The following is a 25,842-nucleotide window of genomic DNA, read 5'->3' on the forward strand; positions in this document are numbered from 1 at the left end:
TATCAATTTCGTACCCTTGATCTTTGTACGATTGAATACACTTTTTGTCTAAGCGCTCCATGCATTCTTGAAAGCATTCTTCAGCTTTTTGCCGGAAAAGCTCCTCAAATAAGATTTCTGCCTCTAAAAATGTCGCTGATTCTTCCAATATTTCCATCATTTGTGCTATAATTTTCATCGTAAAGAAGACCTCTTTCTCTCTAGTTTCTGCAAATTCTAGATTAAGGGTCTTCTTTCTTTTTGTCTACCCTATATTTTTCTGCTTCCTACATAAACTTTACACATAGCAGACGGACATTTATTTATAGGCTTTTACCTGTTCAGTCAGTTCTTTAAGAATCTGTCCAATTTCTTCCTTGTCTTTTGCATGCGTGCCGCTGGCCAGAGGATGTCCACCGCCTCCATGTTTCTGGGCAATCTCATTAATTACAGGTCCTTTCGAACGCAGTCTGCATCGGAATTCGCTGTCTGACTGTTCGACAAATACTGCCCATACCTTCACGCCTTCGATTTTACCCAGCATAGGAACCACTTGATGCGTCTCGCTGTCATCCATTCCAAGCGACTTTAATAATGTCTTTGTAAGAATGATATGTCCGACCCCGTCTTCTGACACTGTAAACTGATCGAGAGCATAGCCCATTAATTTGCCGGCTTGAGGCTTTATTACATTCATTTTATCGTTTACTTCTGTATGCGAAAACGGAAAACGCATCAACTCAGCAGAAATCTGCATGGTGAAGGGTGATGTCGCATCATAGAGAAAGCGGTTCGTATCCCCGACAATTCCGGCATATAAAAGACGGGCTGCTTTAGCGGTCATCTTAATCTCATCCGGGTAGCTCAGCCACATATCGGCAATCATTTCACAGCAGCTGCTCGCGTCCGTGTTGACCCATTCTATTTCCCCGTAAGAATCATCAAGAGGATGGTGATCGATTTTGATCCACTGCTTCGCCATTTTATAATGCTCTCCGTCTATGCGCTTGATATTTGCAGTGTCAGTAACAATGACTAAAGCCTGTTCATATTTTTCTTCTGTCACTTCATCCATTTTATCCAGATATTCGAGATCATCAACCGTCGTACCGACTGCATACACATCCTTGTCAGGAAAGGTTGCTCGAATAAGTTCTTTCAGTCCACACTGGGAACCGATAGCGTCCGGATCAGGTCTGACATGCCTATGAATGATAATGGTATCCCATTGTTTAATATACTCCCAAAGGTCTTTCTTAATCATATTGTCCTTTTTATTCACTGTTTCTAACAACACACGCATTTCTCCTTTTCAGTTCTAGCTTTTTTGTTATCTTTTCTGAATCAGCTGACACACCACAATCGCTTTTGCAGCTAATGTATGTTCCGAATAGATTTCAACATCCAGTCTAGCCGAGCGACGATTTTCATCGATCACAGAAGGTTTGATCGTCAGTTCATTACCTAACTGGATCATGTTGAAGTAATGCAGATTCATCTGTTCAACAACCAGATTCTTTTTCTTGTATTTTGATAGATAATTATAAATTGTCTCTGTGACCACTTCGCTGAGCACGCCAAATGAGATCGTACCCATGCTGTCAGTAGTCTGCGGGGTAACAGAAAAGGAAAACAAGTTGTCTTCTTTTTCTGTAATCAGCTGATTGATCTGATCAGATATGGTATCCCCAGACTGAGGCTGCTTCTGGACAGTCTGCATAGCTTTCATAATATCCTGACGGGAAATGACACCAGCAAGTTTAAGTTCATCACTGACTACAGGCATCACTTCCAGGCCATCCCATATCATTGTATGCGCAATTGAGGCTACGCTCATGTACTTTCTTGCTGAAGCGGGATTCTTAGTCATAACTTTTTCAATCAGTTCTGTATCCTCCTGGCCTACCACATCCTTAGCCGTCACGATCCCCGCCAGTCGACCATCTGACAGAACAACCGGAAACCTGGAATGTCCGCTCTTCTGATTGAGCATTCTATAAGTATATACCGTATCTTCTCTATTAAGAAACTGCGTCCGTTCAAGCGGGGTAAAGATATTCTGAACGCGCAGGATTTCTTTTTTTATCAGCTGGTCAGTCATCGCTCTGTTGATCATCGTGCCCACTGTGAAAGTATCATAAGATGTGCTTATCAGAGGCAATTCCTTATGATTGGCAAGATCGACCACTGTCTGACTGGGCTTGAAGCCCCCAGTTATAAGGACCGCTGCACCGTTCTGTAAAGTGAGCTGCTGAGCTTCTTCTCTGTTACCGATAATCATCAGTGATTCTTCAGTAACATAGCGCAGCATGGCTTCTTCAGTCATCGCTCCGATGATGAACTTCGTCAGGGTCTTTTTCAGCCCTTTTTCGCCCCCATGAACCTCTCCATCGATCACCTTCACTATTTCATCGTAGGTCAGGTTCTCGATATGCTCACCATTTTTAGGCTCGATCCGGATCGTCCCCACTCTTTTAATCGTAGACACCAGGCCGTTGTTCTCTGCTTCTTTTATAGCTCTGTAAGCTGTCCCCTCACTGACTTGAAGTTCTTTGGCAATCAGTCTTACCGAGAGCTTCTCCCCTACCGGCAGAGACTCGATAAAGGCGATAATCTGTTCATGTTTAGTCTTCATCTCTTTCAGGTTTCCTTTCGCTAACTTTCTTTTCCCATAACGGCAGTGGGATCGTTTCAAAGATAACCGACTCCAGTCCGGTAACCGTAATACCCAGAAGCCTCACTCCTAAGGTTTCAGATTCTTCTTCCCAGATTGATAAAGCAATCTGAAAAAGTTCTTCTTCTCCTTTAATGTAATCTGGAAAAGAGCGTCGACGCGTAATTGTGTCGAAATTTTCGTATCTTATTTTAAGTACAACTATTTTCCCATGTTTCTGTTTTCGTTTAAGGTTGTACATGACCTTCTGGGACAAGATTCTCAGTGCCTTGATCACATCATTTTCCGTCTTCAGATCTTCGGAAAAAGTCGATTCTTTCCCGATCGATTTCGGTTCCCTGTCGTTTTTCACTTCACTGTCGTCAATCCCTCTTACCTTGCGATAAAGTGAATGACCCATTTTCCCAAAATGACTGACCAGGTCCAGTTCATCATTTTTATACAGATCCTTTCCCGTGTATATGTCCAGACTATGCATTTTCTCAACGGATTTGGCACCCACACCGTGAAATTTTTCAATTGGTAGCACCATTAGAAAGTCGTGTGCTTTATCAGGCGGAATAACTGTAATGCCATTTGGTTTATCGAAATCCGACGCAATTTTAGCCAGAAATTTATTATAGGACACTCCTGCCGAACAGGTCAGTCTCAGTTCCTTTTCAATGTCTCTCCTGATGGCCTGTGCAATGAAAGTCGCACTTTTCTGTCCGACATGGTTTATACTGACATCCAGATAGGCCTCATCGAGAGAGAGAGGTTGGATTTTATCCGTATACCGTCTGAAAATGTCATGCATCTGCTTTGAAGTTTCCCGGTAAAGCTCAAAATTTGGCCTTACGAATACACCTTCTGGGCATAACTCGTATGCCTTCTGAGCGCTCATAGCTGAATGGATGCCGTAAGTCCGGGCTTCATAACTTGCTGTAGCAACCACTCCGCGCCCACCCGTTTCCTTGGGATGCCGGGCTATGATAACTGGCTTACCCGCTAGAAAAGGATTTTCTCTCACCTCAACTGAAGCATAGAAGGCATCCATATCGATATGAATTATTTTTCTGGACGTATCCCGTTTTGGTTCGTCAAAAAGCAGTAGTCCGTATCTCATAGCGCCTTCAAAACACCTCCATCTTTTACGTTATTATACTAGAAATAAAAAGGTCAGACGACTTTAAAATCAACTCTATTATGACATTCGATGGTGTAAAAAATAAAACAAGCAGAATGAGTCGACCATCCTACTTGTTTTATCCAAATTTATCCTAATAGATCATCAAGCTCCATGTCATCCAGTGAAGAGACATTATACACTTGAGCTTTCAGCGAAGCGTAATTGAAATAGTCATTCAATGTGATTGTCAGGATATCATCGACTATTTGATAATACCTTGATGGTCTGTAATGCTTCCACTTATATGCGGTGCAGTACTCCCACAAGTCTTCCAAACTGATCTCATCATAGCCGTTCTGACGGAATTCGATCAACTTTTTTTTCAGCCAAACCTCATAATCATCATCATCTATAATAAAGTGCAAGAGATTACCTCCTTTACTCATTCGAAAGGGGTATAATTACTCCTTCAGTCCTATTCGCTGTCTGCTGTTTTTTCGGGTGTGTTTGTTCCCAGCTCTTCAGACTGGGTGCCAGCTGCGGATGCTTTTGTAACGATACGTGCAACTGCGCGACGTTCGAAGGTTAGATAAATCCCTTCACAGTCGATTATTACGGTGTTGTTTGCTTCATTTACTTCATCTACAATGCCGTGCAGGCCGCCGATCGTGACGATTGAATCACCTTTTCCTAATGAGCCGAGCATGTTCTGTGTTTCTTTTGCGCGTTTCTGCTGTGGTCTGATCATCAGCAGGTACATGATACCCATTAGTACTAAAAAGGGCAGCATTCCAAAAAGTAATTCCATGTAGTCATTCCTCCGTCTAATTTCCTGTTTTATTTTCCTGATTATCTCGTTTTCAAAGAGAACGATATTAATGTTTCATTACATACCTTAGCAAATTTCAGAGAAAAATACTAGTCTCATTAACAACTTCTAAAAGTTTTTAGCATTCGGTTTATTGTATCCGTACTCCTCGAAAAACTGCTCCTTGAACTCAAGCAGGTTGTCTTCCCTGATTGCCTGTCTGACTTTCTTCATCAGGTCCAGCAGGAAATAGAGGTTGTGATAACTCGTCAGTCTCAGACCGAAAGTTTCATCTGATTTAAGAAGATGTCTCAAGTATGCTCGGGTATAGTTCCGGCACGTGTAGCATCCGCATTTTTCATCTAGAGGTCTGAAATCTCTCGCATAGATGGCATTCTTGATTACGACACGTCCCTTGCTGGTCATTGTTGTCCCGTTACGTGCAATACGGGTCGGAAGCACACAGTCAAACATGTCAACTCCACGCATAACTCCTTCAATCAATGCATCAGGTGTCCCCACCCCCATAAGATAGCGGGGCTTGTCTTCAGGTAGCAGCGGTGTAGTGAAATCGAGCACCCGATACATATCTTCTTTAGGTTCACCGACAGATAGCCCACCTATCGAGTAACCGGCAAAGTCCATACTAGTCAGATCTTTAGCTGACTGTTTACGCAGATCTTCAAATCCAGCGCCCTGAACAATTCCAAACAACCCTTGTCTATCAGTATTCTGGTGCGCTTTCAGTCCTCTTTCTGCCCATCTGGAGGTTCGCTCGACCGATTTTTTGACGTAATCGTAGCTTTCATCAAATGGGGGGCATTCGTCGAAGGACATCATAATATCCGGTCCCAGCTTGTTCTGGATATTGATGGCTTTTTCAGGAGACAGGAAGAGCTTGGATCCGTCCAGATGACTCTTGAAGTGGACCCCTTCTTCTTCGATTCTTCTCATATCTGAAAGTGAAAAGACCTGGAACCCACCTGAATCGGTCAGTATCCCTTTGTCCCAGTTCATGAAAGCGTGCAGACCACCCGCTTCAGCAATCAGATCTTCTCCTGGTCTCAACCAGAGGTGATACGTATTGCTCAAGATGATGCCTGCTCCCATTTCTTCAAGTTCTTCAGGAGCAATAGTCTTAACGGTTGCCAGTGTCCCTACAGGCATGAACATCGGTGTTTCAAAAGTTCCGTGAGGTGTCGTAATTTTACCCAGGCGAGCCCCCGTGTGTTTATCTTTTTTCTCTAATGTATATGTGACTGGATGATTACTCATAACTAGCTCCTACTCTTTTATCTCTTTTTAACAAACATCGCATCTCCAAAACTGAAGAAACGGTATCTCTCCTGGACAGCATGATTATACGCTTCTAATACGAAGTCTCTTCCGAGAAATGCACTGACCAGCATGATCAGCGTCGACTTTGGCAGATGGAAGTTAGTCAGGAATCCGTCGACCGCTTTAAACTCGTAGCCGGGAGCGATAAAAATATCCGTCCATCCGCTGGCTGCCTGGAATCTCCCATCAAATGCCTGGCCGATTGTTTCCAGTGTACGGATTGACGTTGTGCCGATGGCTATGATACGCCCGCCTTCTTCTCTTGTTCTGTTCAATGTGTCTGCTGATTCTTCTGACAGCTGATAGAATTCTTCATGCATCTTATGTTCTTCGATATTATCTACACTCACCGGACGGAACGTGCCTAAACCCACATGAAGCGTCAGAAAAACGAGCTTGACTCCTTTTTTCTGTATCTTCTCAAGGATTTCCTCCGTGAAATGCAGCCCGGCTGTCGGTGCAGCAGCTGATCCATTTTCTTTCGCGTAAACGGTCTGATAACGTTCGCTGTCATCAAGACGTTCTTTGATATAAGGCGGTAGAGGCATTTCACCCAGCGACTCCAAAGTCTCAAGGAAAATCCCTTCATAGGAAAATTCTACGATTCGCCCCCCATGTTCCAGAGATTCGATAACAGTCGCTTTCAGACGTCCATCTCCAAATGTAATGACTGTTCCCGGCTTAGCTTTTTTAGCCGGCTTCATCAAGGTTTCCCACTTATCTCCTTCAAGGTTCTTAAGCAGAAGCACTTCCATGTGAGCTTTTGTGTCTTCTTTTTCCCCGTATAGTCTGGCAGGAAGAACCCGTGTATTATTCATTACAAGCGCGTCACCCGGATTCAGTTCATCTATTATACTTTCAAACTGTCTGTCTTCAATAGCTTCTGTTTCCTTGGTCAGTACCATCATTTTAGAGGATGATCGGTTTTTCAATGGTGTCTGCGCAATCAGTTCTTCGGGTAATTCAAAATCAAAATCATTTGTAGTTAATGTCATGCGTGTTCTCCTTTTATGATTTACTTCTTCATCAGATGCATCAGGTCGAAATGGTCATACGCCTTCTGAGTAGCCATTCTTCCACGAGACGTCCTTTGAATAAAGCCTTCTTTAAGCAGAAAAGGTTCAACCATATCTTCTATCGTCATCATTTCTTCTCCGATATTAGCCGATAAAGTATTCAACCCTACTGGTCCGCCGTTATAAAGAGTAATCATGGTCTTGAGCAGTTTGTGATCGACGCTGTCCAGCCCCTTATGATCTACACTCAACAGATCTAAAGCTGACGCAGCATTCTCCTTATCGACGATACCTTCTCCTCTGACTTGTGCATAATCCCTTACTCGCTTGAGCAGACGATTGGCAATTCTAGGCGTACCTCTGGACCTTCTAGCAATTTCCAGCGCCCCGTCTTCCACGATATCCGTCTGCAGAACAGATGCCGATCTAAGCACAATTTTTTCCAGTTCTTCCTTGGTATAGTATTCCATATGTGCCAGAATACCGAACCGGTCTCTCAGAGGTGCCGACAGGGATCCGGCCCGAGTCGTGGCACCGATCAATGTGAAAGGTGGAAGGGGAAAATGGACGGGATGAGCCGTTTCTCCCTGGCCGATAATGATATCGACGTAGAAGTCTTCCATAGCGGAATACAGCATTTCCTCTGCAACCCTCGGCATCCGGTGAATCTCATCGATAAATAAGATCCCTCCTGGCTCCAGATCATTCAGCAGAGCCACCAGATCGCCTGGCTTTTCAATTGCCGGGCCGCTGGTTGTCCTGATTTCTGCTCCCATTTCATTGGCAATCACCATGGCCATGGTGGTCTTTCCGAGTCCTGGGGGGCCATAGAGAAGAACATGATCCAGCGCTTCTTCCCTGTTTTTCGCCGCTTCGATGTATATCGACAGTTCTTTCTTTATTTTTTCCTGACCGAGGTAATGAGCCAGACGTTGGGGTCTGAGGGTATGCTCTAAAGACTGTTCCTTCGAGTCCATCACCTGTTCAGATGTCAGATGTTGATTGTCTTCCATAACGTTCTCCTTTATTCACTGGCCTACTTTTTCATCAGATAAGATAAAGCTTCTCGTATGTAAGCATCCGTACTTTGCTTCTTCTGATCATCAAACTGTTTTCTTACTCTTGCCACGTCTTTCTTTGTGTAACCCAGTGCCAGTAACGCTTCGATGGCTTCTTCAAAGGACTGGTTCGATCTCTCAGGCATATCAAAGACCTGCGGTCCTTCAAGGCCGTTTCCATCTGTTCCTTCAAATTCAGATAGTTTCCCTTTCAGATCGAGGACGATCTGCTGAGCAGTCTTTTTGCCCACACCAGGGAACTTGGTCAGAAATGTGACATTGTTGTCTTCAATTGCCTGAACGAAACCTTGGTGATTATCATTGGCCAGAATGGCCAGAGCAGATTTCGGTCCAATTCCTGACACATTGATCAGTTTCAGAAACAGATTCTTCTCCTGCATCGTCTTGAATCCAAAAAGCTGCATACTGTCCTGTTTAACATCCTGATAGATGTAGATCAGTGTCTCCTGGCTCATCTGATCCGTATACCTGAAAGGATTCGCCATCAAAATCTTATATCCGATTCCCTGATTGTCGATCACAATATACCCAGGATAAAGGTGTGCGACGGTCCCTTTTATATATTCAAACATATCTTTACCCTCACTTACCGTTAGTTAATCTTCACTATTATAACACAAAAACACCTGTCCATTAAGTCAAGTTAGGAACAGATGCTTTAGTCTATCAGTTAGTTTAATTGAATTCCGCCAGATACTCGCCGTATCCTTCTTCCTCAAGCTTGTCCACTGGCACAAAGTGCATGGCAGCCGAATTGATGCAGTATCTCAACCCGCCTTTATCCTGTGGTCCATCTGTAAAGACATGTCCAAGGTGCGAGTCAGCTTCACTGCTTCTGACTTCTGTTCGTTCCATACCTAAAGTCGAATCTCTTTTCTCTTTAACTGTACGTTTCTTAATCGGTTTAGTAAATGATGGCCAGCCGCAGCCTGCATCATATTTATCATTTGAAGAAAATAGCGGTTCACCACTGACAACATCGACGAAAATACCGTCTTCGAAAAACTGATCATATTCACCAGTTCCCGGCCGTTCCGTTGCATTATTCTGCGTGACTTCATACTGGATCGGTGTCAGTTTCTTTTTCAGTTCTTTTTTATCCATGTGACGCCTTCCTTTCTTTAGTGAGGGTCCTGAATCCGTTTGAACATCTTTTCCATGTCATTTGTCGTGAAGCTGACCAGTACCGGCCTGCCATGCGGACAATTATACGGATTCTGAGTGTGTTTCAAATCTTCCAGCAACTGCATTCCTTCCTGTGACGAAAGGTAGTGATTAGCCTTGATCGACCGCTTGCAGCTCATCATGATGGCCGTTGCTTCCCTGAACTTGGCAACAGTCAAGCTTTTATGTGCTAAGAAAAAGTCGATCATCTCCTTGACCGTTTCTTCCACCTGTCCGGCAATCATCCAATTGGGATGGTTCCTTAAAACGAAGCTGTTCTGACCAAAATCTTCCAGATAAATGGATGCTTCCTGCAGTTTATCTATATTCTCTCTGATGACTAGTGCTTCATCGGTAGGATAGTCAAGAACAAGCGGCACCAGCAGTTCCTGCAGGTCCGTACCATGTTCAGAAATCGTCGCCTTATAGTACTCATACTTGATTCTTTCCTGAGCAGCGTGCTGGTCTATAATATACAACCCTTTTTCATTTTGAGCAAATAAATAGGTTCCATGCATCTGTCCGATATACTCAAGTTCAGGAAATGGGGAGTGTGTCTGGCTGATAGAATCGATTTTCATAGCCGTTCTGACAATCGGTTCTTCATGATTTTCGAGGCCAGTTGTACTTTCTGGCTGACTGTCCTCTTTCAAGTTAGACTCCTCTGCTTCTTCAGCCCTGTTTAGTCCTACTTCTTCTCTCATAGTAAAACGCTGATCATCCTCCAGAACACCTTCTGAAGAGTGAGTTGAATAGCTATCAGAAGATCTCTGGTCGAACTGAAAACGTGTCTGTTCGGGTTTGACCTTTTTATCTGTCTGTTTTCTACTCTTAGGTTTGTACACATTTTCTAGCGCATTAGGGATCCTGTTCTCCTGGCTCAAACGTTCTTTAATTGTCTGGCTGATCAGCTGTCCGAGTTCCCGTTCATTACTGATGCGGACCTGCTGTTTAGTCGGATGCACGTTCACATCCAGGAGAAGTGGATCCATCGTGATTCTGATTACCGCAACAGGGTAACGTCCAACCATCAATGTCGATCCGTAACCTTCAACAATAGCCTTATTCAGGGCATAATTTTTTATCACACGCCCATTCACAATTAAGGTAATGTAATTGTTGCTTGCTCTTGTCACCTCAGGAAGAGAGATGAACCCGTCCAGGTTGAAATCAAATGATTCTTGACTAATCCCCTTCATTTTACGGGCTGTCTCGACTCCATATACCCCCGCGATTGCCTGAATCTGCTCTTTGTTTCCAGATGTCCGGATCATGACAGACCCGTCTGATACGAGCTTGAAAGCTATCTCAGGGTGCGCAAGGGCAAATCGGTTGATCGCATCAGTAATATGCGACAGCTCCGTTTTCAACGTCCTTACGTATTTCAGACGGGCCGGTGTATTATAAAACAGTTCATCTACTGTCACTGACAGCCCTTGTCTTGACTTGGCTGCAGAATCCTCGATCACTTCTCCCCCTTCCAGAACCAGTCGTCTGCCGGGTTGATTGCTTTGTGCTGTTTCTACAGTAACTTTGGATACAGAGGCGATACTTGGAAGTGCCTCTCCTCTGAATCCAAGTGTTCTGATGCGGAACAAGTCGTCATTGGAAATCAGTTTGCTCGTTGCATGGCGCTCAAATGCAGAAAGTACTTCTTCAGAAGCGATCCCCTCACCGTTGTCAATTACTTGTATTCGGTTCAACCCGGCTTCTTCGACAAACACTTCGATTTTCGAACTGCCTGCATCGATGGCATTTTCCACCAGTTCCTTCACCACCGAAGCTGGACGTTCAATCACTTCACCCGCTGCTATCTGATTGGCCAGTGTGGATGACATGATTTGGATTTTTGGAGTCATTTGATCACTCAGCCTTTCACTCATCTGTCTTCATTTTGTCCTGCAGCTGACTTAAAAGCTGCAATGCCTCGATCGGGGTCGTATTGAGCACATTCACTCTCTGAAGTGCTGAAATTACATCTTTCTCGTTAGTCGTCAGATCATCAAAGAGGTTCAGCTGCTCCTGCTTCATCTGACTGTTTACCTTCACTGAAACAGGTTGCTCTTCTTTATCCTCAAACAGATGGTCTTCCTTCTGTTCCAGATCAGACAGAATATGTCCCGCCCGGTCAAGAAGAGAGTCCGGTAGGCCGGCTAATCTGGCCACCTGAACCCCATAGCTTTTATCCGCCGGGCCTTCCATCATTTTGTGAAGAAAGACAAGGTTCCCTTCTTCTTCAACTGCTCCAACATGCACATTTTTCAGTCCCTGAAGCCTTTCTTCCAACACTGTCAGCTCATGATAGTGGGTTGAAAACAATGTTTTCGCTCTGATTTTATCATGGACGTATTCAATGATCGCTTCCGCAAGTGCCATGCCATCATAGGTGGCAGTCCCCCGGCCGATCTCGTCGAACAGAAGCAGACTGTTTTCTGTAGCGTGCTGCAGAGCCTGATTCGTTTCGTTCATTTCGACCATGAAGGTACTTTGTCCACCGATCAGGTCATCCATCGCCCCTATCCGAGTAAACAGTCGGTCAAATACGGGGAGAGCGGCACTTTCTGCCGGGACAAAGCAGCCCATCTGAGCCATAATGACACTGAGTGCTAGCTGTCTCATAAAGGTGCTTTTACCTGACATATTCGGTCCAGTAATCAGAAGAACCGATGTCTCCTTAGTCAGATCTACATCATTTGGCACATATGACTGTTCCCCCATAACTTTTTCCACTACAGGGTGTCTGCCGTTTTTAATATGGATATCCTGCGAATCAACTGAAAACTTTGGTCTGACATAGTTGTATTCTTCACTGACGGCAGCAAAACTCTGAAGTACATCGATTTCTGCAACAGCACGGGCCAGCTTCTGCAATCTGTATATCTCTTCTTTGACCATCTGACGGACACCGACAAACAAGTCATACTCGAGATTTTTTGACTTTTCTTCTGCTTCAAGGATCAGTGCTTCTTTTTCTTTGAGTTCAGGTGTGCTGTACCTTTCAGCATTGGTAAGGGTCTGCTTTCTTTCATAACGCCCTTCTTCCAGTTTGCTTACATTGCCTTTAGACACTTCGATGTAATACCCGAACACTTTGTTGAATCCTATTTTCAGATTCTTTATGCCAGTAGCTTCTCTTTCTTTCTGTTCGAGTTCTGCCATCCAGCGTCTGCCGTTAGTCATGGCTTCCTTATATTTGTCCAGCTGTTCATGGTAGCCTCTTCTGATTATCTCTCCATCAGTAACTGAGATGGGTGGGTCTTCGTCGATAGCCTGCTCGATAAGATCCCGCACGTCATCAATCGGATCCAGCTGACTTAAATAACTGTCCCAGATCTTTTCTGTGTTGAGCCTGTCAACGATATCTGTCACGTGAGGAATCTGATCTAATGACTGCTTGAGTTGGATCAGGTCTCTAGCATTGACCGTCCCAAAGGCTACTCTTCCTGCCAATCTCTCCAGATCATAGATGTTCTTCAGAACCTCGACCAGGTCATTCCGCTCAAAAAAGTGATTGAGCAGACCTTCTACTTTGTCCAGCCGCTCCTCGATCTCCTTCTTCCTTATCAGTGGTTTTTCCAGCCAGGATCTCAGCATGCGTCCCCCCATAGCTGTCTGGGTCTCATCCAGCAGCCAAAGCAAGGTACCCTTTTTTGATCCGTCTCTCAAGGATGTAGTCAGCTCAAGATTTCTTCTGGCATCCTGTCCATACAGCAGAAAGTTTCTTGTTTCATAAAACTGAACTTCCTGAAGGTGGTCCAGACTCCTCATTTGTGTTTCTGACAAGTAAGCCAGCAACAGATCAATGACTCTAATAAGCGAGCGGTCCTGAACCGATTCAGTCAGACTGGATAATGGGTGCTGATGATCATCTGAAGAAGGATGCGAGACAGACATATTATAATGCTGAGCGAGCGTTTCCTGCAGATCCAGAAATTCTCCCGGTTCAATGATCACTTCCTTACATTGGATCGATACCAGTTCGTTCACTGCTTCCTGGAGGGTCTCCACTTCAGTCACTTTGATTTCACCAGTAGTCAGATCAGCATAGGACAGACCGATGTGCGGCTGCAGAGACGCCACAGCAGCTATATAATTGTTTTCTTTGGCCTCGACTGTCTTGGATTGCATGACCGTACCTGGCGTGACAACTTGGACAACCTCCCTTTTGACCATTCCCTTGGCCTGTTTCGGGTCCTCCACCTGTTCGCATATCGCCACTTTGTAGCCCATTTCTATTAAGGTGTCAATATATCCCTTGGCAGAGTGATGAGGCACTCCACACATGGGAATCTGCTCTTCTGCATTCTTATTTCTACTTGTCAAGGTCAGCTCAAGCAGCCGGGCAACCTTTACCGCATCATCAAAGAACAATTCATAGAAATCGCCTAGACGATAAAACAGAAAGGCATATGGATACTGTTTTTTAATTGATAAGTACTGCTCCATCATGGGAGTATGCTTAGTTTTCTGGGGCATTATGCTCACTCTTTCTAATGTCTATTGATCAATTGGTTAACCGAAGAACGGGTTATCTTCGTCAATACGAATAGGCTTGATATCAACAGCTTTCCCGCTAGTATTATCTATATCCAGATAACAGCCATTCAATCGCGTCCGACCCGTTTCCGGCACTTCAAACCGGTTAGGCATCTGAGTAGTAAATTTATGAAGAATAGAGTCTTTTTTCATCCCCAAAATACCATCATAGAAGCCTGTCATGCCTACGTCGGTCTGATAGGCGGTTCCTTTCGCTAAGATTCTCGAATCATTGGTCTGCACATGGGTATGTGTGCCAAGAACGGCAGAGACCTCTCCATCCATGAACCAGCCCATTGCTTCTTTTTCGCTAGTTGCTTCTGCATGGAAATCGATAAGGATATGAGGGGTAATTTTTCGTGCTTCTTCAACAAGTGCCCGTCCGACCCGAAATGGATCTTCTAAATCAGCCATGAACGTTCGACCGTGAAGATTGATCACTGCCAATGTCTGCTGGTTGATTTTAATATAGGCCAGTCCCTTGCCTGGGGTTACATCATTATCAGGATAATTAGCTGGACGAATCAGCTTTTTTTCATTGTCAATAAAGTCAAAAATCTCTCTCTGATCCCAAGTGTGGTTTCCCATAGTGACTAAATCGACCCCTGCTTGTAGAAGCTTTTTATAATCTCTTTCAGTGATCCCCCGTCCCCAGGCTGCGTTCTCACCATTAGCTATCGTTGCCTGAGGTTTATACTTTTCTTTTAACCGTGGAAGCCACTCTCTGACCATATCTACACCAAGTGCCCCTACAATATCTCCTATAAATAATACTTTCATACTCAGTCCTCTTTTCTAATCGCTCTCTCTATTTTAACAGCTTTATACTCCAAAAATCAAAATCATTCATACTACATAATGGATATAAAAAAAATAGGCAGCCACTCCCCTCTGAAGTATCGAGGAATGGCTGCCTAAGAAGGTGTTTTATTAGTATCTGAAATTATTGTGTCAGTCTAATGTCTTTTATGTTAAGAGAATAGTAGAATTGCTGCATTAAGATAGGTTTTTCCGAAAAAACTTAATCTATTCCACTGAGTACTATTATTTTTAACCGCACGTAATTCAGATACAAAAATTCTATCACAGGCGGAGTTTCCCCAACCTCTTTGAGCGTAACAAGCATCGTGTCGGGCACATGCCCAGTCTAAGTTATCAATTGGTGTTCTACCATTTTGACCTTTTCCACACCAATTACCGTATGTCGTAGGGTTAAGTGAGTATGTAGTTATAGTATCAATATCATTTACTGGCTTTTCTTTATATTCACGACTTAAAGAATTAAAAGCAAGACCTAGTGAACGAGCTTCGTCTTTATTTAATCCATTTTCAATGGCAGCTTCAACATCAAAGAGAGAAAGTTCTTCTTCATCACTGTAATATATATATTGCTCATATATTTCTAAATCTATGTCCCCCTGAGTATCACCTTGTGCGTGTGCGGTCGAAGTTCCACCTATTAAAAAGATAAAACCGAAAACAATAGGCATAAACATAAGTATAATATTTTTCATTTTCATAGCAAATATTCTCCTTTAATTTTTATTTATGTTATGATTATATTATCATAGATTTGATAATATAACAAATATATTTTAATAATATTACAAAAATTAAAGAAAGAGTGATAATATGGTAAAAAATGATGAAGAAAAAAAGTTAGAAAGCAATTTTGGATTGCTTTTGGTTTTTTTATGGGAATAGTTGGATTGTTAGTTTTAACTTATTTTATACTGAGCACTCTAAACTTCTTTGGCTAAATAACTTAAAATAAATGTTAGTTATCCAGCATGTTAATTTTCCGAATGAATTGGTTAGTAGAAATTGAGTACTTTACCGTAAAAAATCCTACCTTGAAAATGAATTGCTGTTTGATTAGTCAATATTTTTGTAAGCGACTATTATAAAATGTAGATTTGTCTCATTCCTATTAAGTATGATCAGCCTTTCTATTTACTTAGATATCTTAATGCATTAAAAAAAGCTTCGGCTACGCCTTCGCCCTTTTTGGGATAGTGCGTAGCCTTTACTTTTTGAGTTCTGAATAATCATAGATAATACCGTGAACACTCTTATAATAAACAGGTACCATTTCATTTCCACATCGTTCACAACTAAATCTTGGGGGATCCATCGGATCCCCACCATCCATACTATCGAAATGTTTGACTATCTCTTTCGGAATCTCTTCTCTTTCTTTACATGTTCGACAAATGAACTCTATAACGTTCGTTGATTTCTTTTTCGCGTTGGTCCCAGTTGAACCGATATTTTTTAATAGCTTTTCGCGTTGCTTCTTTTTTCTTATATTCATATGTTTTCGACTCAATGTAATCAATCTCCCGATTAATATATTTTTTGGCAAGTACATCGTTCGCAAATTGAAGGGTTAGGTGCCCTTTTATGAGCACAGCTATCCCTCGGAACTCCATCACATTGCCACATTCCGAACATTCCAAAGGATCTTCTCCAAATGATTCTATGCGTCGCTCTCGCCAACCTACCGGTTTAATCATTTTCTTCGCATTAATCAACACGCGTTGGGCTTCACGTTGAAATTGTTTCACCACTTCTTTCATGAGCGTCTTAATTCGACGAGAATACAACCCATAGTGGCGAACCATTTTAAATTGTTCATCTGGAATATGTCGGACAAGGCGTCCAATGAATTCCGCCACAGGCAGTTCCTCAACTTTCCATTCGCCATCCCGTTTATCCTGATAACTAAAGCAAACAGATTCCCCGTCATACATGATGATGCGATGAAGAGCGATAGGTCCCCGTTTCATGTAACGGCCAATATAGCCCAGTAACCCTTTTACACGTGTTTGACTCCTCTTAGGCGCATGGATATAGAACCCATCCGGGTTATTCTTATACGCGGCTTGTAGTAGTGGTTGGACTTGCTTTTTAGCGCGCTCTGACAAGACTCTTCGGATTAATTTCAAGACAACAGTCTGCCACTGTTTTCTTAGTTTGATGTAAGGGATATAGTCATATTGTTTCCATTTTCCATCCTTCGTCACCCCGCCCATTGTCACAAGCATATGGATATGGGGGTTAAATTCCAGTTTAGATCCAAAAGTATGAAGCGCTGAAACAATACCTGGTGTAACACCTAATGATTGAAACCATTCATTCAAAAGCCGTCCGGCTTCGTTCATTAACCCTTTTAGCAGTTCTTTTCGGTACCGGCTGGTGAAAATGGGCCGCAGGCCTTCATCAATCGTTAAAATCACATGGCGGTGAATACTACGGTACATGTCATGTGATTGTATGTCTGCCCACTTTTGGGCTTCGACTACTGCACAAGTGGGACAGAACTTCCCTTTACACCGTATCGGAACATGCTTGACATTGGGACAAGCCTCGCACTTGTATACACGGAATCCGTTAGACACATCCCCACAATGCAGAAACTTCTCAACCTCTTTTCTTATGACTGATCGAACCTTACCCTTGTTAATTTCTAGAAAATTTTCCCAATTGTTATTGTCTAGAAATATGGCTTTAAGTTTATTCATTTCTATGCGAATTCTTTTCTTTACCATATGTTTATAATACCCTTACAATCCCTCTCTTTTCAAATCAACTGATTGTCACTTGCGATTGAGGTGATGGGCTTTCTAAAAGGTAAAACTTTATACTTCCCTATACTATAAAAAAGCCAATCATACAGACAAGATGTCTGCATGATTGACCTGTTTGTTATTTAGCGTATTCTACTGCTCTTGTTTCGCGTATAACCGTTACTTTGATGTGTCCGGGATAGTCCATGTCATCTTCTATTTGTTTACGTACATCTCTGGCAAGTTTAGACGTCATGCTGTCATCAAGCTCGTCCGGCTTAACGATAATACGCACTTCACGTCCAGCCTGAATAGCGAAACTTTCTTTAACACCCTTATGGCTGTTAGAAATGCGTTCAAGGTTTTCAAGTCTCTGCAGGTAATGCTCCAGGGACTCACTTCTTGCTCCAGGTCTTGCCGCAGATATAGCATCTGCCGCTTCGACTAAGACTGAGATGACAGAAGTAGCTTCGACATCTCCATGGTGGGAAGCAATCGCATTTATTACCGTATCATTTTCCTGATACTTCATCGCGATTTGAGCTCCGATTTCCACATGCGATCCCTCTACTTCACTGTCGAGTGCTTTTCCAATATCATGGAGAAGCCCGGCACGTTTAGCCAGCTGGATGTCTTCACCTAGTTCAGCGGCCATAACCCCAGCAAGTTTCGCAACTTCAATAGAATGGTTCAACACGTTTTGACCATAACTTGTTCTAAAATGCAGACGTCCGACGATTTTCATCAGATCAGGATGAATTGAATGAATGCCTAGATCGAACATGGCTTCTTCTCCGATTTCTCTGATTCTTTCGTCCATTTCCTTACGGGATTTCTCCACAGCTTCTTCGATTCTACCAGGATGAATACGTCCGTCAGAAATCAGTTTTTCAAGTGCCATTTTAGCCGTTTCTCTTCTGATTGGGTCATATCCACTTAAGACGACTGCTTCAGGCGTATCGTCAATAATCAGATCCATTCCTGTCAGACTCTCAAGTGTTCTGATGTTACGTCCCTCGCGGCCAATGATGCGGCCTTTCATGTCATCATTTGGCAGACTGACCACACTTACAGTTGATTCTGTCACGCGATCAGCTGCACACCGCTGGATAGCTTGTGTGACTAACGCTTTGGCTTTTCTGTCTGCTTCCACTTTAGCTTTATCCTCATACTGCTTGACCATGATAGCCATTTCACGAGACAAATCGTCTTCCGTCTGTTTCAGTATAATAGATTTGGCTTCTTCTTCTGACAAAGCTGCAATCGTATGAAGTTTGTTCTGCTGTTCCTCAAGCAGTTCTTTAGCTGCCTGTTCCAGCTCTTCAACTTTTTTCTGACGTGCAGAAAGTTTATCCTCTCTGCTCTGCAGTAAACTTTCCCTTTTTTCCAAAGTACTTTCTTTTCGCCCTAGGTTATCTTCTCTTTGAGATAGTCGATTTTCCTGGCGAGATACTTCAGATCGACGTTCCTTCAGCTCCCACTCTGCCTCTGTTCGATAAGAATGGATTTCTTCCTTTGCCTCCAGCAACGCTTCTTTTTTCAAAGTTTCAGCTTCTTTATTTGCTTCTTCAACAATGTCTTCAGCTGTTTGTTTAGAATTAGCTAATCTTTTCTCAAAACTCTGTTTTGTAAAATAAGATCCTACAACTACACCAATAATCAAAGCAACGATGATAGCGAAGGCTGTTAAAAGTATGTCCATCTAATCACCTCCGTATCAATATTTTGTTTTCATGTATAAAATAATCAGATATCAATTAAAATATCCTATAAAGGTTATTGTACACAATTAGTTCTGCTTCATTTTTTTATAAAATAGAAACATACTAGTTTAATTTTATAGGTCTTTACATCTTCTGTCAACTAGCATTTAAGGGAGTTGACACAGTGAAAATAAAAAACAACACCCTCCTATTAAGAGGATGCTGAGTCAAATTAATCTAGATCGAGTGTTTCAGGATCCGCACTTTCAATAATTTCTGTATCTTCTTCGTCACCGATGCCATAAGCAGTACGAACTTTCTTCTCAAGTTCTGCACGCATCTCAGGATGGTCGACCAGATACTGTTTTGCGTTTTCTCTTCCTTGACCGATTCTTTCATCACCATATGAGTACCATGCGCCTGCTTTAGTAATAATATCTGCGTCTGATCCCATATCTACGATTTCTCCGACTTGTGAGATTCCTTCGCCATACATGATGTCGACCATAGCCACTTTGAATGGTGGAGCAACTTTGTTTTTGACAATCTTGATTTTAGTACGGTTACCTGTCATGTCCTGTCCGGATTTAATTGATTCTCCTCTCCTGACTTCCAGTCTCACAGAAGAATAGAATTTCAAAGCACGTCCTCCAGGCGTTGTTTCAGGGTTACCGAACATGACCCCGACTTTTTCACGAATCTGGTTGATGAATAGAGCAATCGTCTTCGTCTTGTTGATCGATCCGGATAATTTACGAAGAGCTTGAGACATCAGTCGTGCTTGAAGTCCAATGTGTGAGTCTCCCATTTCTCCATCAATCTCAGCTCTTGGGACCAGCGCAGCAACAGAGTCGATGACGACCATATCAACCGCACCACTTGAAACTAAAGCATCCGCAATTTCAAGTGCCTGTTCACCCGTGTCCGGCTGAGATAAAAGCAGTTCATCAATGTCTACTCCAAGTGCTCTTGCATACTTAGGATCAAGTGCGTGCTCCGCATCGATAAAGGCAGCAATTCCGCCGTTAGCCTGTACTGAAGCTATCGCGTGCAGGGCTACGGTTGTTTTACCGGAACTTTCAGGACCGTAGACTTCAATAATACGTCCTCTAGGGTATCCACCTATACCTAATGCAACATCCAGTGAAAGTGAGCCACTCGGTACTGTCTTGACCTGAGTGTCCACTTTTTCACCCATTTTCATAATTGACCCTTTACCATAACTTTTTTCAATTTTCTTCATTGCTGTTTCTAATGCTTTTGCGCGATCATCCGCCATTTAATTTCCTCCTGTATCCGTTCACTTGTCTTCTTAAATATAAAAATAACTATCTAATCTCTATGTCTATTTTAGACTGATGCATCAGAAAAATCAAGCTTTTTTCGAACATTCATTCGGTTTATTTTTTGTCTTCACCATAAAAAATAGTCTTCTCTATGGGTATGTCTTTAAGGACCCGTCTAACGAGTTCCAGGGCATTTTGAACAGCCAGTCGCCTGTTCCTATTCCGTTTGTATCCAAATTGGAAATGCTTTGAAAACGACCGTTTGTCTTTAAACGCAATCCCAATATAGACTGAACCTGGTATCTGATCTTCAAGTGAACTTGGGCCCGCCACACCAGTCAGACCGACCCCGATATCAGCATCGAACATAGCTCTGGATTTTTCAGCCATCTCAATTGCACATTCCGGGCTGACGACTCCATATTTTTTGATTGTTTCCTTAGTCACCTTAAGAACTTTATTCTTTTTATCCTCGCTGTAAGTTACTACCCCCCCTTCCAGAATCGAGCCAGCAGATAGATCACTTGTCAGTTCACTGAGAAAAGCACCTCCAGTAAGACTTTCTGCTGCTGTAATAGTCAAACTTCGCTCGATCAGCATATCTTTGATAACATCGGCCAGTCGCTTGTCGCCATAACCAAAGAAATAATCGGATAATATCTCCATAATATCCTTTTCTATCTCGTCTATGACTTCATTTCCCTGTTCCTCATTTTCAGCTTTTGCTGTAATTCTGACAGTTATTTCTCCGTCATTTGCATAAACAGCAACTGTGGGATTAGACTGATTTACTACGATATCCTGAATCTTTTCTGCCAGTTGTGCTTCTGTCAGCCCGAAAAATCGCATCACTCTGGAAACGAGCACCTGTTCATCGAGGATGTGCTTAACTATCTCTTCTTTCAAATAATTTTCAACCATCAGCTCCAGTTCGTCAGGTGGTCCCGGCAGGAGTGCGTAATGTCGATTGTTCTGGGTCAGCATCATGCCTACTGCCAATCCTGTATCATTAGTCAGTGGTATCGAATCTGTAAGAATCAGAGCCTGGAGCTGATTGTTTTCAGGCATATTGAAATCAGAATTTTTATGGTAGGTAATGATCTTATCTTCGGTCTCCTCGTGTAGTATAAGGTCGACACCTAAATGGCTGGCCAGTGTTTTTTTCGTAATATCATCTTCCGTAGGTCCAAGCCCACCGGATAAAACAATCAGATCGACTCTCTTTTCAGCCTGCTTGATTGCTTCGACCAGTCTATCAGGGTTATCTCCTACAGTTACATGATGGTACACTTCGACACCTAAAGCTGCCAGCTCTCGTGACAGGAATGCCGCATTGGTATTTACTACATGTCCAAGCAGCAGTTCCGTTCCTATCGAAATAATTTCGGCTTTCATAATGGCCTCCTATATATTAATATTTACCTTTTATTCTATTTATCACGAATATTTTAACATATGACAAAAATAAACCACTTCAAAATGAATTAAAAGACATACAGTGAGATCCTGTATGTCTTTTATTCGTCAGTATTAATCTGAAAAAGTTCCTGAGAACACATCTCTTGCCTCGTAAAAATAATTGACTCCTGAATATATCGTAAAGAAGAGACAGACATAGAGAAGGATTGTTCCTACAGAAACATTTAATCCACCAAAAGGATAATCATTGATCAAAAGAAAAATAATTGCGAACATTTGAGTGTTCGTTTTTATTTTCCCGGGCCAGGCAGCTGCCATGACTGTTCCGCCCTGTTCCACGAGAATCAGTCTTAGTCCTGTGACAGCCAATTCCCTAGATACGATAACTGCCACTACCCATGAAGGAGCCATGCCAAGTTCAACAAGAAGGATCAGCGCCGACATGACCAGCATCTTATCTGCCAGAGGATCAGCGAATTTACCAAAATTTGATACGATGTTCATTTTTCTAGCTAAATAACCATCCAGCCAGTCTGTAAAACTCGCAATAGAAAACACAATAGCTGCCACAAGCAGCTGGATATCAATATCTGAACCAAGTGCAGTAAGTGTGCCAAAATTCAGAGGAGCGAGAACCAGTATGATAAATATGGGAATCAGAAAAATTCTGAACAAGGTGATTTTATTAGGTAGATTCATTATTTCCTCCTGATGAAAAAGACCAGACTAACTAAAGACTGGTCTTAAATTTTTCTTTAGTTAGTTAAATGTGATGAACATTTCCTGTCTTACTGCTGTTGCTGATTCGGCAAAAGGTAATGATTCACCATTCAGCTCAATCGAAGTCGCAGATGCATTTCCTATAATTATAGAGACTTCAGACACAGTTCCATCAAATGAGACTTCAAGTGTTTCTCCTGGTTGAATCGTTCCTGAATCAGTTGAAGATCCATCTATAGTTATACTTACCCATGAAGCTGCTCCATCAGCAGACAAAATAAGCGTCTGGTTATCCGGATGAGTGCCAGATATTTCATAAGTCGTAGTTGAGGCCGTTCCATCTATTTCTTCAATGGACTGCTCTTCACTGTCATCATCAGTTTCTTCTTCAGCATCTTCTTCCTCATTGCCCGACTCATTGTCACCGGTGACTTGAGAATCTTCTTCCAGATCTTCCTCGGTATCTTCTTCCGCATCGTCATTGTTGTCGATTTCAACAACACCAGCGTCTTCATCACCCTGGATAAAGGAATCACTGTCACCATTTCCAGCACCACTGGTTACAGCTAAATATATTGCAAAGATAATAGCGATCACGAGCAATACGATGAGTATAGTAGGAAGACTATCCTGTACCGTGGCCATAAACCCAGTCCGTTTAGTCTTAGAACGTGTCTGGGTGTTCTGAACACTTTTTGAGTATGTCGTTTCACTTACTTGAGGAAGACTGTCCATGTGATTATTGATCAGTTCTTCCCCATTTAATCCAACTGAATCTGCGTATTGTTTAATAAAAGCACGCGCATAAAAATTGCCTGGTAATACATCAAGGTTGCCCTCTTCAACAGCAATCAGATAGCGTTTTTGTATCTTCGTAATCTGTTGCAGATCATCCAGCGTGTACCCTTTAGCTTGACGAGCTTCTTTTAATTTCTCTCCTATTTCGTTCAAACTATTTCACCTGCCTAGAGTATTTCATTTATTTATACGATTTAAAAGTCATTTCATTTAAAGTTGTCATTATACAATGTAGGAATAGAATGTGTTATATTTCATCCATCTTTAAAAGTATACCATATGTGACTTTACTCGTATAGTGAATAAACCATCTAAACAAGAAATCAATTTTAAGAATTTATTACATCTATTGTGCATACCAGTTGATGTATTATATATATACATAAAAAAGAATGTTATACAAAAAAGAACAGGCACAAAATCCTATCAAAGATCTTGTGCCTGGTTATTTACATTAATTTACAATTTACGTAATTCAGCAGCTTTATCAGTTTCTTCCCATGGGAGATCGATATCGGTTCTGCCGAAGTGGCCATAAGCAGCTGTCTGTTTGAATATTGGGCGTTTAAGATCCAGCATTCTAATGATACCGGCTGGTCTAAGATCAAAGAGTTCTCTAACAGCTTTGATCAATCGCTCGTTTGATATTTTTCCAGTCCCGAAAGTATCGATGGAAATTGATACAGGCTGTGAAACACCAATAGCGTAGGCTAGCTGAACCTCTACTTTATCTGCTAAATCTGCAGCTACAATGTTTTTAGCAATGTATCTGGCTACATAACTGGCTGAGCGGTCAACTTTAGTTCCATCTTTGCCAGAAAATGCTCCTCCACCATGACGAGCATATCCGCCATAGGTATCGACAATAATTTTTCTTCCTGTCAATCCTGCATCTCCTTGTGGCCCCCCCACTACGAAGCGCCCTGTCGGATTGATATAGTATTTCGTATCGTTATCCAACCACTTGGAAGGAATGACCTGAGTGACTACTTTCTCCATAATATCTTTTTCTAACTGACCTGCTGTGATATCAGGTCTATGTTGAGTGCTGATGACAACAGCATCTATTCGTCTTGGATTATCATTTTCATCATATTCTACAGTAACCTGAGCTTTTCCGTCCGGTCTGAGGTAATCCAAGTCTTTGTTCTTCCTGACTTTGGCAAGCTGGCGCGTTAGTTTATGGCTAAGCGAGATAGGCAATGGCATAAGCTCTGGCGTTTCTTTAGTTGCATAGCCAAACATCAGACCCTGGTCACCTGCACCTATTTTGTCTAGTTCATCCTGAGCTTCTGACTTGTACTCAATCGAGTCGTCTACACCTACTGCAATATCTGGTGACTGATCATCGATCGACACCACTACTGCACATGTATCTGCGTCAAATCCGTATTTTGCACGGGTATAGCCTATGTCTCTAATAGTATCACGTGCAATTTTCTGCATATCGACATAAGTTTCTGTACGTATTTCTCCTGCTATCAGAACGAGTCCTGTCGTAACTAATGTCTCACATGCAACTCTAGCTTCCGGATCTTTAGAAAGGATTGCATCTAAAATAGCATCACTGATCTGATCAGCAATTTTATCCGGATGACCTTCCGTTACAGATTCTGAAGTAAATAATCTTTTTTCCATTAAATATTCCCCCTAATTTGTTCGGTTACAAGGCTTCCGACCGGTTGTGGCCGTCCTATCGGGAATTCATTGTAAACCTTAATCATCTTACCACAAATTAGAAGTAAATACACGCCACAGTTTCACACTCGATATATGCACTAATATAACGCTACATCCTCTACTGGAATATGATATGATTAGTAAGAATTTAAAAAAGGAGTTGACTCTATGTCCACTTTGAACAATACTAAAAATTTGGAAGTCATCCTGTATCTGCTTGCACCTGTTATCGGGCTATCCTATTCAATGATTTACGACTCGATCACTGTACTTCCACTTATAATGCTTTTTACATACTTGTATGGCCTGAAACGAGTAGAGAAGAATTCTCAATCTGCAAGACTCTCTAGATGGGGCACGTTTATCCTAGTGCTTATTCCTCTATCATATTTTTCTTTTATCTACTCACTTTTCTCTCTTGTCTTATTGTCCTCGACCGCCTTGCTGTTATGGTTGAAACCTCAATTTCAAACATATAATTTAGTACCCGTGTTTAATGTAATCAAATTGTTTTTACTGATTGTCATCATGAACGCTTTTGCATTTTATAGTCAGACACTTTTTATAACCGCGCGTCTGATTCTATTTTTAATTATCCTCTGCGTGCTGCTCTCACTGGTTTATATTAAGAATCGAGTAGGAGATAAATGATTAATTCATTTATCGTCCTCTCACACCACCGTACGTACGGTTCCGTATACGGCGGTTCAATATCTTAAGTAAGCAGACTCTGCCAGGTCCCGTAGTGAAACTACGTTCCACCGGTAGAGTCTTTTCGTTGTAAGCACCCAATGAACTTCAGGTGTTTTTGACAGTCTCCAGTATTTCTTTCTGGAGTAACCAATGCGTTTAGCACTGTCCATATCTAGACCTAAACGCATTAATCTGCTAATCTTAGTACGTGGATTTTTCCATCTTTTTAAAATGAGTTGCCTGATACGGTGATGGAGCCATTGCTCCACTTT

General features: G+C 42.2%; 21 protein-coding genes, 1 pseudogene and 1 riboswitch. All 22 genes and pseudogenes read right to left on the reverse strand.

The genetic code is table 11. The annotated features are described in order from the left end of the window. Positions 1-298: 298 nt before the first annotated feature. Positions 299-1,276: a DHH family phosphoesterase gene (locus BLR76_RS06870; RefSeq protein WP_342706588.1), complete on the reverse strand. Its 978-nt coding sequence runs from the start codon at positions 1,274-1,276 to the stop codon at positions 299-301. Positions 1,277-1,309: 33 nt separating this feature from the next. Beyond that, complete coding sequence (locus BLR76_RS06875; protein WP_091267187.1) at positions 1,310-2,614, reverse strand: DRTGG domain-containing protein; 1,305 nt, start codon at positions 2,612-2,614, stop codon at positions 1,310-1,312. Beyond that, the gene (dinB, locus tag BLR76_RS06880) at positions 2,604-3,758 is read right to left on the reverse strand and encodes a DNA polymerase IV (protein WP_091267190.1); all 1,155 of its coding nucleotides are present in this window, start codon (positions 3,756-3,758) and stop codon (positions 2,604-2,606) included. The genes BLR76_RS06875 and dinB overlap by 11 nt, the downstream gene beginning before the upstream one ends. Positions 3,759-3,907: 149 nt before the next feature. Beyond that, the gene (locus tag BLR76_RS06885) at positions 3,908-4,186 is read right to left on the reverse strand and encodes a post-transcriptional regulator (protein WP_245683057.1); all 279 of its coding nucleotides are present in this window, start codon (positions 4,184-4,186) and stop codon (positions 3,908-3,910) included. A 50-nt stretch (positions 4,187-4,236) separates the two neighbouring features. Further along, positions 4,237-4,569 (reverse strand): preprotein translocase subunit YajC, encoded by a 333-nt coding sequence (yajC, locus tag BLR76_RS06890; RefSeq protein WP_091267194.1) that lies wholly within the window; start codon positions 4,567-4,569, stop codon positions 4,237-4,239. Between the two features lie 129 nt (positions 4,570-4,698). Then, entirely contained in the window at positions 4,699-5,844 is a 1,146-nt protein-coding gene (tgt, locus tag BLR76_RS06895) for a tRNA guanosine(34) transglycosylase Tgt (protein ID WP_091267197.1), read from the reverse strand. Positions 5,845-5,861: 17 nt separating this feature from the next. After that, positions 5,862-6,902, reverse strand: a complete 1,041-nt coding sequence (gene queA / locus BLR76_RS06900) for a tRNA preQ1(34) S-adenosylmethionine ribosyltransferase-isomerase QueA (RefSeq protein ID WP_091267200.1) — start codon at positions 6,900-6,902, stop codon at positions 5,862-5,864. A gap of 20 nt (positions 6,903-6,922) precedes the next feature. Next, positions 6,923-7,936 carry a Holliday junction branch migration DNA helicase RuvB gene (ruvB, locus tag BLR76_RS06905; RefSeq protein WP_091267204.1) on the reverse strand — a complete coding sequence of 338 codons (1,014 nt, stop codon included), beginning with the start codon at positions 7,934-7,936 and terminating at the stop codon, positions 6,923-6,925. A gap of 23 nt (positions 7,937-7,959) precedes the next feature. Continuing rightward, a complete protein-coding gene (ruvA, locus tag BLR76_RS06910) occupies positions 7,960-8,574 on the reverse strand; it encodes a Holliday junction branch migration protein RuvA (RefSeq protein WP_091267206.1) in 615 nt (204 codons plus the stop codon). Positions 8,575-8,677: 103 nt separating this feature from the next. Next, positions 8,678-9,106 (reverse strand): peptide-methionine (R)-S-oxide reductase MsrB, encoded by a 429-nt coding sequence (gene msrB / locus BLR76_RS06915; RefSeq protein WP_091267208.1) that lies wholly within the window; start codon positions 9,104-9,106, stop codon positions 8,678-8,680. Positions 9,107-9,123: 17 nt separating this feature from the next. Beyond that, a complete protein-coding gene (gene mutL / locus BLR76_RS06920; protein ID WP_091267231.1) occupies positions 9,124-11,025 on the reverse strand; it encodes a DNA mismatch repair endonuclease MutL in 1,902 nt (633 codons plus the stop codon). Positions 11,026-11,041: 16 nt separating this feature from the next. Further along, positions 11,042-13,642: a DNA mismatch repair protein MutS gene (gene mutS, locus BLR76_RS06925; RefSeq protein ID WP_091267210.1), complete on the reverse strand. Its 2,601-nt coding sequence runs from the start codon at positions 13,640-13,642 to the stop codon at positions 11,042-11,044. Positions 13,643-13,678: 36 nt separating this feature from the next. Then, entirely contained in the window at positions 13,679-14,482 is an 804-nt protein-coding gene (locus BLR76_RS06930; RefSeq protein ID WP_091267212.1) for a TIGR00282 family metallophosphoesterase, read from the reverse strand. A gap of 191 nt (positions 14,483-14,673) precedes the next feature. After that, entirely contained in the window at positions 14,674-15,222 is a 549-nt protein-coding gene (locus tag BLR76_RS06935; protein ID WP_143009207.1) for a phospholipase A2 family protein, read from the reverse strand. Between the two features lie 678 nt (positions 15,223-15,900). Further along, complete coding sequence (locus tag BLR76_RS06945) at positions 15,901-17,232, reverse strand: IS91 family transposase (RefSeq protein WP_091267238.1); 1,332 nt, start codon at positions 17,230-17,232, stop codon at positions 15,901-15,903. 178 nt (positions 17,233-17,410) lie between these two features. After that, positions 17,411-18,973 carry a ribonuclease Y gene (gene rny, locus BLR76_RS06950; RefSeq protein WP_091267214.1) on the reverse strand — a complete coding sequence of 521 codons (1,563 nt, stop codon included), beginning with the start codon at positions 18,971-18,973 and terminating at the stop codon, positions 17,411-17,413. A gap of 233 nt (positions 18,974-19,206) precedes the next feature. Further along, complete coding sequence (gene recA / locus BLR76_RS06955) at positions 19,207-20,253, reverse strand: recombinase RecA (protein ID WP_091267217.1); 1,047 nt, start codon at positions 20,251-20,253, stop codon at positions 19,207-19,209. 121 nt (positions 20,254-20,374) lie between these two features. Beyond that, the gene (locus BLR76_RS06960; RefSeq protein WP_091267218.1) at positions 20,375-21,655 is read right to left on the reverse strand and encodes a competence/damage-inducible protein A; all 1,281 of its coding nucleotides are present in this window, start codon (positions 21,653-21,655) and stop codon (positions 20,375-20,377) included. 135 nt (positions 21,656-21,790) lie between these two features. After that, positions 21,791-22,378, reverse strand: coding sequence for a CDP-diacylglycerol--glycerol-3-phosphate 3-phosphatidyltransferase (gene pgsA, locus BLR76_RS06965; protein ID WP_091267221.1), 588 nt, complete (start codon positions 22,376-22,378; stop codon positions 21,791-21,793). A 60-nt stretch (positions 22,379-22,438) separates the two neighbouring features. Continuing rightward, positions 22,439-23,350: a helix-turn-helix domain-containing protein gene (locus tag BLR76_RS06970; protein WP_091267222.1), complete on the reverse strand. Its 912-nt coding sequence runs from the start codon at positions 23,348-23,350 to the stop codon at positions 22,439-22,441. Between the two features lie 306 nt (positions 23,351-23,656). After that, on the reverse strand, positions 23,657-24,835 hold the full coding sequence (gene metK, locus BLR76_RS06975; RefSeq protein ID WP_091267225.1) for a methionine adenosyltransferase: 1,179 nt from the start codon (positions 24,833-24,835) through the stop codon (positions 23,657-23,659). Beyond that, positions 24,833-24,915: riboswitch (SMK box riboswitch) on the reverse strand. It overlaps the preceding gene by 3 nt. 669 nt (positions 24,916-25,584) lie before the next feature. After that, a pseudogene (locus BLR76_RS12025) lies at positions 25,585-25,842 on the reverse strand (group II intron reverse transcriptase/maturase); the annotation flags it as partial.

It is taken from the genome of Alkalibacterium thalassium, from assembly GCF_900101165.1.
Lineage (GTDB): Bacteria > Bacillota > Bacilli > Lactobacillales > Carnobacteriaceae_A > Alkalibacterium > Alkalibacterium indicireducens.